This is a genomic window from Anaeromonas gelatinilytica (genome assembly GCF_016820635.1).
GTDB lineage: Bacteria > Bacillota > Clostridia > Tissierellales > SIT17 > Anaeromonas > Anaeromonas gelatinilytica.
In genome coordinates this window covers 21522-30831 of record NZ_WSFU01000033.1, presented here as the reverse complement: position 1 = coordinate 30831, position 9310 = coordinate 21522, and the positions used below count along the sequence as shown (strand labels likewise).

Annotated in this window: 7 protein-coding genes; all 7 read left to right on the top strand. The window is 28.8% G+C overall.

Features of this window, described 5'->3' with window-relative positions:
• Positions 1–398 precede the first annotated feature (398 nt).
• The 7 genes from hydE (at position 399) to GOQ29_RS02860 (ending at position 9278) form a co-directional block, all read left to right on the top strand.
• Positions 399–1754 (top strand): [FeFe] hydrogenase H-cluster radical SAM maturase HydE, encoded by a 1356-nt coding sequence (hydE, locus tag GOQ29_RS02890; RefSeq protein ID WP_203371129.1) that lies wholly within the window; start codon positions 399–401, stop codon positions 1752–1754.
• Positions 1755–1764: 10 nt separating this feature from the next.
• Complete coding sequence (gene hydF, locus GOQ29_RS02885) at positions 1765–2982, top strand: [FeFe] hydrogenase H-cluster maturation GTPase HydF (protein WP_203371128.1); 1218 nt, start codon at positions 1765–1767, stop codon at positions 2980–2982.
• Positions 2983–3260: 278 nt separating this feature from the next.
• Positions 3261–3743, top strand: coding sequence for an NADH-quinone oxidoreductase subunit NuoE family protein (locus tag GOQ29_RS02880; RefSeq protein WP_203371127.1), 483 nt, complete (start codon positions 3261–3263; stop codon positions 3741–3743).
• Positions 3744–3762: 19 nt separating this feature from the next.
• Positions 3763–4131, top strand: coding sequence for a (2Fe-2S) ferredoxin domain-containing protein (locus GOQ29_RS02875; RefSeq protein WP_203371126.1), 369 nt, complete (start codon positions 3763–3765; stop codon positions 4129–4131).
• A 54-nt stretch (positions 4132–4185) separates the two neighbouring features.
• A complete protein-coding gene (nuoF, locus tag GOQ29_RS02870) occupies positions 4186–5979 on the top strand; it encodes an NADH-quinone oxidoreductase subunit NuoF (protein WP_203371125.1) in 1794 nt (597 codons plus the stop codon).
• Positions 5980–6009: 30 nt separating this feature from the next.
• On the top strand, positions 6010–7755 hold the full coding sequence (locus GOQ29_RS02865) for an NADH-dependent [FeFe] hydrogenase, group A6 (protein ID WP_203371124.1): 1746 nt from the start codon (positions 6010–6012) through the stop codon (positions 7753–7755).
• Between the two features lie 362 nt (positions 7756–8117).
• Positions 8118–9278 (top strand): 1-propanol dehydrogenase PduQ, encoded by a 1161-nt coding sequence (locus GOQ29_RS02860; protein ID WP_203371123.1) that lies wholly within the window; start codon positions 8118–8120, stop codon positions 9276–9278.
• Positions 9279–9310: the final 32 nt, after the last annotated feature.

The window sequence follows — 9310 nt, the reverse complement described above, 5'->3', positions numbered from 1 at the left end:
AAATTATTGATAAATACAAGTGTTAATGGTCACAGAAAATATTGGAAGACAATAAAAAAAGGGATTGTAGGGGATGAAATCACCTGCCGTATTAGAAGGGTGCTCAGGTGCACGTATTACGCACCATCGAAGGGAAACTAGGTTTCCCTAGCGAAGCGGACACGTTTCTAGTCCGCATTTTTTATTATTTATAAAAATAGATTTATAAAGTTAAAATATATACATTATTTAAAGATTTCGGGAAATATTGGTGGGCAATAAAGAACATATAATTGTTAAAAAAATATCTATATAATATAAATTATGTTATAATAATAATTAACAAATAAAAGACTAAATAATATGCTTTATAATCTGATCAGTGGACAAGATGTTATATCTTCTAGAAAGGAGAAAACATGTCTATATTAAATAGTTTTATAAAGAATGATTATAAAAATCCTTATATTCTTGTATGTTCATCAAAAGCACACATGATATATGCTAAAGATATATTAGAGAAAAATAATATATTTAATGAGCTTATTCCTACTCCAAAAGGATTTGGTGAAATATGTACCACTGCTATAAAATTCGAAAAAAATAATAAAGAGAAAATTGAAGAGTTGATTAAAGAAAAAGAGATAGATTATAAAGGAATTTATTCTCTAAATAAAAAATATAAATATAATTTAGCTTCAATATTAAATATGAATATATCTAGTGATATGAAGAAAATAGTAAGTAAGGTTGAAAATAATGAAGATATAACTAAAAAAGATATTGTATATTTATTAAAAATAAAGCAAGAAGAAGAATACAAAGCTCTTATTAAAATGGCAGATATTATAAGAAAAGAATGTGTAGGAGATAGAATTGAATTAAGAGCTGCTATAGAATTTTCAAATTATTGTAAAAAGAATTGCAATTATTGTGGTTTAAGAAGAGATAATAAACAATTTAGATATAGAATGACGGAGAAAGAAATATTAAAAGAAGTAGAAAAATTATATAGGATTGGTATAAAAACAGTTATACTTCAATCTGGAGAAGATTTTTATTATACTACAGACATGTTGTTAAATATAATAAAAGTTATAAAAGAAAAATATAAAATGGGTATTACTTTAAGTATTGGTGAAAGAAGAAAAGAAGAATATAAATTGTTTAGTGATGCAGGAGTAAATAATTATTTATTAAAAATAGAAACTTATAGTAAGAGATTATTTGATTATATACATCCAGATGATGATTTAGATATTAGAATTCAACATACAAATTGGATTAAAGAGTCTGGAATGAGAGTTGGTTCGGGGGGAATGATAGGTCTTCCTAGTCAAAGTGTTGAGGAAATTGCAGATGTTATTTTATTTCAAAAAGATTTTGGAGTGCATATGATTGGCTTTGGACCTTTTTTACCAGCGAAAGGGACACCTTATGAAAATTGTAAAAGATCAAGTTTAAGATTAAATTTAAAAGTAGTAGCTATTACAAGGATAATCTGTCAAAATGTGTTTATTCCTGCTACTACAGCAATAGCCAGTTTAGAAAAAAAGGGACAAACCCTTGCTTTAGAAGCTGGAGCTAATACTATTATGCTGATAAGTACTCCAAAAGCATTAAGGGAAGATTATGAAATATATTCTAATAAAAATATGGTAGATTTAGATTTTGCAATCGAATCTATAATAGACTCAAAAAGGAAATTACCTAAATATCTCAATTATGATTATATAGAAAGTTTAGGATGTAAAATAGGTAATAATTTAAAATGAGGTGATTCATATGAATACTACTCCTAGAGCTAATAGGCTTCATATAGGTATATTTGGTAAAAGAAACACAGGAAAATCAAGTCTAATAAATGCAGTAACAAATCAAGATATAGCATTAGTAAGTAAAACTAAAGGGACTACTACAGATCCTGTATATAAATCAATGGAAATTTTACCTATAGGACCAGTGGTTATTATAGATACTGCAGGTATTGATGATTCAGGAGAGTTAGGAGAATTAAGAGTAAATAAAACTTTTAAAGTATTAGAGAAGACAGATATAGCCATTATTTTAATTGATTCAGAAGAAGAAGATTTTGAATATGAAAAAAAGATTATAAAAACCATTAAAGAAAAAAACATACCTGTTATAGGAGTAATAAATAAGATTGATTTAAAAAGAGTAAGTAAAAATAAAATAGAAAAAGAATTAGAAATAAATTTTTTTAAGGTAAGCGCTAAGACCAAAGAAGGTATTGAAAATTTCAAAAATAAGATAGCTGAATACTCGAAGGATATAGAATATGATAAGAAAGTAATTATTGGAGATAAAGTAAATAAGGATGATGTAATAGTTCAAGTTATTCCCATAGATGAGTCAGCACCTAAAGGTAGACTCATATTACCCCAAGTACAAACTATAAGAGATGTATTGGATCATAATGGAATTAATATTGTAGTTCAAGACACAGAGCTTAAAAAAACTATAGAATTATTTAGAGATAAGATAAAATTAGTGATAACTGATTCTCAAGCGTTTGGGAAAATAAAGGATATAATTCCTGAAGATATATATCTTACAAGTTATTCTATTTTATTTGCTCGATATAAAGGGGAATTAAGTGAATTTATTAAAGGAGTAAATCATATTAAAAAATTAAAAATAAATGATAATGTGCTAATAAGTGAAGCTTGTACTCATCATAGACAAAAAAATGATATAGGAAAACAATTAATACCTAAATTTTTGAAAGAAATTACAGGGAAAGAATTAAATTTTGAATGGAGTTCGGGAAATACGATACCAGAGGATTTATCTAAGTATTCCGTTATAATTCATTGTGGAGGATGCATGATTAATAGAAAAGAAATGTTAAGCAGAATTAATAAGGCTTTAATTAATAATATTCCTATAATTAATTATGGTATATTTTTAGCATATAATCATGGCATATTACCAAGAGCATTAGAAATATTTCCAGAAGAAAAGAAAAAATTAGAATCATAAAAGCTAAATAAACGTAATAAAATTAAAGTTAACAGACAAAACTTTGAAATAGGTTTAACAATAGAAAGGACTAGATATTACAAAAGTTTAAATCCTAAATGAACTTTTTATTACAATAATAATTGACTTAATTTTATGAGAAAATATATAATTAGTATAATAGCTATATTTAAAGGTATAGCATATAAAAAACAGACTAATCATTTTAATCATAAGAAATATTATAACAATATTAAACTTAGTTATTTAATTAACAAAAAGTAAAAGGGGGTAAAAATATGGCTTTTGAATTTGATTGGAAAAAAAATGCATCAAAAATCGAAGAGTTAAAAAAAGTTATCAATGAAAAGAAAAAATTAGAAGGCTCACTTATGCCAATTCTTCATGAAGGTCAAGAAATTTTTGGTTATTTACCAATAGAGGTTCAAAAAATTATTTCTGAAGAATTAAATGTACCATTAGCAGAAATTTATGGAGTGGTAACTTTCTATTCACAATTCTCTTTGATACCAAAGGGACAGTATACTATAGGGGTTTGTCTTGGAACTGCTTGCTATGTTAAAGGATCTCAAGAGATTATAGATGAGATTAAAGAGGAATTAAGCATAGAAGTAGGTGGAACAACTAAAGATAGAAAGTTTTCCTTGGTTGCTACCAGATGTATAGGAGCATGTGGATTAGCTCCAGTTATGACAATAAATGAGGATGTATATGGGAGATTAAAGGCTGAAGATGTTAAAGATATTTTAAGAAAATATTAATTAAATTGGAGGTGTGTGCATGAAATCTCTAGAAGAATTGAAGAAAATAAGAGAAGAAGCTATTAAAAATGTTAATCTTAGAAAAGAAAATGATGGAATTAAGATAGTTGTTGGAATGGCTACATGCGGAATATCAGCTGGAGCTAGACCAGTTTTAATGTCATTAATAGAGGAAGTTAACAAGAGAGGTTTAGAAAATGTTACTATAAATCAAACTGGATGTATAGGTATATGTAGATTAGAGCCTATAGTTGAAGTTTATCCATCAGATGGAGAAAAGGTGACTTATGTAAATATGGATTCTGAAAAAGCTAAAAAAGTGATAGCGGAACATATTGTTAATGGAAATGTAGTAGAAGAGTATACAATAGGATATGTTGAAAAATAATTATATTTAATAATGTTTCACGTGAAACATTATTAATAAAAAGGAGGAAAGGATATGAATTTCTATAGATCTCATGTTCTAATATGTGGTGGTACAGGGTGTACTTCTTCAAGTTCGGATAAGATTGAAGAAGAATTTAATAAGATAATATTAGATAAAAAACTAGAGAGTGAAATTAAAGTTGTTAGAACTGGATGTTTTGGTTTATGTGAAGCAGGACCTATTGTAATAGTATATCCAGAAGGAGCTTTTTATAGTCATATTAAAGTAGAAGACGTATCTGAAATAGTAGAAGAACATTTACTAAAAGGAAGAATAGTAAAGAAACTATTGTATAAAGAATCTGTATCTGATGAAAAAATTAAATCAATAAATAATGTAGATTTTTATAAAAAACAAAAAAGAATAGCTTTGAAAAATTGTGGAGTTATAAATCCTGAAGATATAACTGAATATATTGCTATGGATGGATATTTAGCATTAGGTAAAGCCGTAACTGAGATGACACCAGAAGAAGTTATAAAGACAATAAAAGATTCAGGACTAAGAGGTAGAGGTGGTGGAGGATTCCCAACAGGACTTAAATGGCAATTCACTGCTCAAGCTGAAGGAAATGAGAAATATGTATTATGTAATGCTGATGAGGGAGATCCAGGAGCTTTTATGGATAGAAGTGTTTTGGAAGGAGATCCTCATTCTGTAATAGAGGCTATGACAATAGCAGGATATGCTGTAGGTGCTAATCAAGGATATGTTTATATTAGGGCAGAATATCCAATAGCTGTAAAAAGACTTCAAATTGCTATCGATCAAGCTAAAGAAAAGGGACTTTTAGGGAAAAATATATTTGGGACAGATTTTGAATTTAATATGGAAATACGTTTAGGTGCAGGAGCTTTTGTATGTGGAGAAGAAACGGCTTTAATAGCTTCTATTGAAGGTGAAAGAGGAATGCCAAGGCCTAAACCACCTTATCCAGCAAATAAAGGGCTATGGCAAAAACCAACATTAATTAATAATGTTGAGACATATGCAAATGTATCATCAATAATATTAAAAGGATCAGAATGGTTTAAAAGTATAGGTACCGAAAAGTCACCAGGAACAAAAGTGTTTGCTTTGGGAGGAAAAATAAACAATACTGGATTGGTAGAAATTCCAATGGGAACAACTCTTAGAGAAGTAATATATGATATAGGTGGAGGAATACCAGGAGGTAAAAAATTCAAGGCAGTACAAACTGGAGGACCTTCTGGAGGGTGCCTTACATCTGAATATTTGGACAGTCCAATAGATTTTGATACATTAACAGAATTAGGATCTATGATGGGATCTGGTGGAATGATTGTAATGGATGAGGATAACTGTATGGTTGATATAGCTAGATTCTTTTTAGATTTTACTGTAGAAGAATCTTGTGGAAAATGTCCTCCTTGTAGAATAGGAACTAAGAGAATGTTAGAAATTCTTGAGAAGATTATTGAAGGTAATGGTGAGCCTGAAGATATTGATAGATTAGAAAGGCTTGCAGAAAACATAAAAACATCTGCTCTTTGTGGCTTAGGACAAACTGCTCCAAATCCTGTTTTATCTACACTTAAGCATTTTAGGGACGAATATGAAGCTCATGTCAATGAGAAGAAATGTCCTGCTGGGGCATGTAAATCTTTATTATCATATAGAATTGATCCAGAAAAATGTAAAGGATGTACTTTATGCGCTAAGGCTTGTCCATCAAGTGCTATAGAAGGAGAAAGAAAAGAAATTCATTTTATACATGATGATAGATGTATAAAATGTGGGGCTTGTATGGAAAAATGTCCGTTTGGAGCAATTAAGCTAGCTTAAATTTAAAAATGATAAGAAAGGGTGTAGAATATGAATATGATTACTATTAATATAGATAATCAAGATATAAAAGTACCTGAAACTTCTACCGTCCTTGAAGCTGCAAGGAATAATGGTATTGATATACCCACATTATGTTATTTAAAGGATGTAAATGAGGTAGGGGCTTGTAGAATGTGTTTAGTTGAAGTTGAAGGAGCTAAAACATTACAAACATCTTGTGTATTACCCGTGACTGAAGGTATGAGGATAAAAACTAATACCAAAAAGGTAAGAGAAGCTAGAAAAGCAACTTTAGAATTAATATTATCTAATCATGATAGAGAATGTTTAACTTGTGCTAGAAATAAAAATTGTGAATTACAAACTTTAGCGGATGATTTAGGTATAAATGAAATAAGTTTTTCTGGAGAAAAATCAGTTCGCCCAGTAGACACTTCATCTCCATCAATAGTTAGGGATCCAAATAAATGTATTTTATGTGGAAGATGTGTAAGTGTATGTAATAAAGTTCAAAATGTAGGTGTGTTAGCATTTACAAATAGAGGATATGATACAATTGTTGCTCCAGCATTTGAAAGAGGAATGAATGATATACCTTGTATAAACTGTGGTCAATGTATATCTGTATGTCCTGTTGCTGCTTTAAGGGAGAAAGAAGAAATTGATTATGTATGGGAAGCATTGGATAATACTAAAAAACATGTAATAGTTCAAACAGCTCCTGCAGTGAGAGCTGCTTTAGGAGAGGAATTTGGATTAAAGATGGGAACAAGAACTACAGGAAAGATGGTGGCTTCATTAAGGAAACTTGGTTTTGATAAAGTATTTGATACTGATTTTGGAGCAGATTTAACCATAATGGAAGAAGGCTATGAATTATTAGGTAGATTGAATAATGGTGGAACATTACCAATGATTACATCTTGTTCTCCGGGATGGGTTAAATATTGTGAGTTATATTATCCAGAATTCTTGAATAATTTATCATCATGTAAATCTCCAGCTCAAATGACAGGAGCAGTGATAAAAACATATTATGCTGAAAAAAATGGAATTAATCCAGAGGATATATATGTTGTATCTGTCATGCCATGTTCTGCAAAGAAATTTGAAGCGGATAGAGAAGAGTTGTCTAATGATGGATTGCAAGATGTAGATGCAGTATTAACTACAAGAGAATTAGCAAAAATGATAAAAGAATCTAGAATAGATTTCTTAAAATTAGAAGATGAAGATTTTGACGAAATTTTAGGAGAATCTACTGGTGCAAGTGTTATATTTGGAACAACTGGTGGAGTTATGGAAGCAGCTCTTAGAACTGTAGCAGAAGTAGTTTTAGAAAGAGAGTTGGAAGATGTAGAGTTTCAACAAGTTAGAGGAGTTGAAGGAATAAAAGAAGCTACTATAGAATTAGGAGATCATACTTTGAATATTGCTGTAGCTCATAGTACGGGGCAAGCAAGTAAATTGTTAGATATGGTAAAAAATGGAGAGAAAGAATATCATTTTATAGAAATAATGGGTTGCTCAGGAGGCTGTGTAGCAGGTGGAGGACAGCCATATATAAAAGCAAAAGATAGATGGACTAAAGATATAAGGAAGGAAAGAGCTAAGGCTCTTTATGGTGAAGATAAGGATAAGAAAATAAGAAAATCACATGAAAATCCAATGATTAAAAAAATATATGATGAATTTTTAGAAAAGCCAAATAGTCATAAGGCTCACGAATTGTTACACACTCATTATACAAAAAGGGAAAAATATATATTATAATAAAAATGGTAGCCTAGGCTACCATTTTTATTATATGTAAATAATATGATAGTTTTAATAATAGTTACTTTAGCAAAAACCATATAATAACATAAACATGATTTTTTGTAAAAAATTTTATATATAGGTTTTAATATGAATTTTTTAATTGAAGAAAGAGTAATGAAAAGACAAATTAAGAAAAATTTGTAGAAATAATAATTAAAAAGATATTTTTCTGACAGATAATTTTATTATTTATTGGAATTTTATTGAGAAATATATACTTACATTGTATTTGAATATTTATTGTAGTATAATTAATTTATATAAAACAAGTCTTAAAAGCTAGAGTACTTCTAAAAGATTTGGAGGAAATAGCTATGAAAACTTTTATTTTATCACCTAAAATTGTACATGAAAAAGGTGCAATACAGTATTTGAAATACATGGATTTAGGAAAGGTATTAATAGTTACAGATGAATTTATGGTTAAATTTAATATAGTTAAAAAAATAACAAAAGTTTTAGATATAAAATCAACAGGTTACGAAATTTTTTCTAAAGTACAGCCAAATCCTACTGTTGATCTAGTGGTTAAAGGATTACAAATTATATTGAATTTTAATCCTGATACTATTATAGCTGTAGGAGGAGGTTCTTCGATAGATACAGCTAAAGGTATGATGTTATTTTTTGATAATTTAATAAAGAAAAAAGATATTAAAGATGTGCAAAATCCTTATTTTATAGCAGTACCTACAACTAGTGGGACAGGTTCTGAGGTTACATCTTATTCAGTTATTACTAATAGTGAAAATGGGATGAAAATGGCCTTTAATGAGGATATAATGTTTCCAGATTTAGCTGTGTTAGATTCTGATTTTACTAGTACAGTACCTCCTAAAGTTACAGCAGATACAGGAATTGATGTATTAACTCATGCATTAGAAGCATTCACTTCTAATATGTCTTGTGATTATACAGATATATTGGCTGAAGGAGCCATAAAATCAGTATTTAATTATCTATTAATTGCTTATACAAATGAAGAAGATGCATTAGCTAGAGAGAAAATGCATAATGCGTCATGTATGGCAGGGATAGCGTTTACAAATGCAGCATTAGGAATTAATCATAGTATGGCACATGCATTGGGAGGAAAATTTAAAATATCCCATGGAAGGGCTAATGCAGTATTATTGCCTTATGTAATAGAATATAATTCAGAAATTGATGAATATTATGAAGAGTTAGAAAATTCTTGTGCTAAAAAATATGCTTATATATCTAAAATATTAGGATTACCTTGTTCTAGTATAAGGGAAGGAGTTATGTCTTTAGTTAAAGCAATAAAGGTTTTAAATAAGAAATTGGATATTCCAATAACTATACAAGGTTTAGGAATTAATGAAAAAGAGTTTAATAAAGTTTTAGATGAAATGTCTAAATTAGCAATAAATGATATTTGTACTGAGGGAAATCCAAAAAAAGCTGATAAAAATAGTATAAAAAAAATATTTATTAAGGCCTATAGTAATTGATTTTAGAGGAGAGTTAGCTTTCCTTTAAAATC

What these genes read in the sequence shown, in the direction of transcription:
- hydF (WP_203371128.1), top strand. Translation starts at nt 1,765, where the DNA reads ATGAATACTACTCCTAGAGCTAATAGGCTTCATATAGGTATATTTGGT.
- hydE (WP_203371129.1), top strand. Translation starts at nt 399, where the DNA reads ATGTCTATATTAAATAGTTTTATAAAGAATGATTATAAAAATCCTTAT.
- GOQ29_RS02875 (WP_203371126.1), top strand. Translation starts at nt 3,763, where the DNA reads ATGAAATCTCTAGAAGAATTGAAGAAAATAAGAGAAGAAGCTATTAAA.
- GOQ29_RS02880 (WP_203371127.1), top strand. Translation starts at nt 3,261, where the DNA reads ATGGCTTTTGAATTTGATTGGAAAAAAAATGCATCAAAAATCGAAGAG.
- GOQ29_RS02865 (WP_203371124.1), top strand. Translation starts at nt 6,010, where the DNA reads ATGAATATGATTACTATTAATATAGATAATCAAGATATAAAAGTACCT.
- GOQ29_RS02860 (WP_203371123.1), top strand. Translation starts at nt 8,118, where the DNA reads ATGAAAACTTTTATTTTATCACCTAAAATTGTACATGAAAAAGGTGCA.
- nuoF (WP_203371125.1), top strand. Translation starts at nt 4,186, where the DNA reads ATGAATTTCTATAGATCTCATGTTCTAATATGTGGTGGTACAGGGTGT.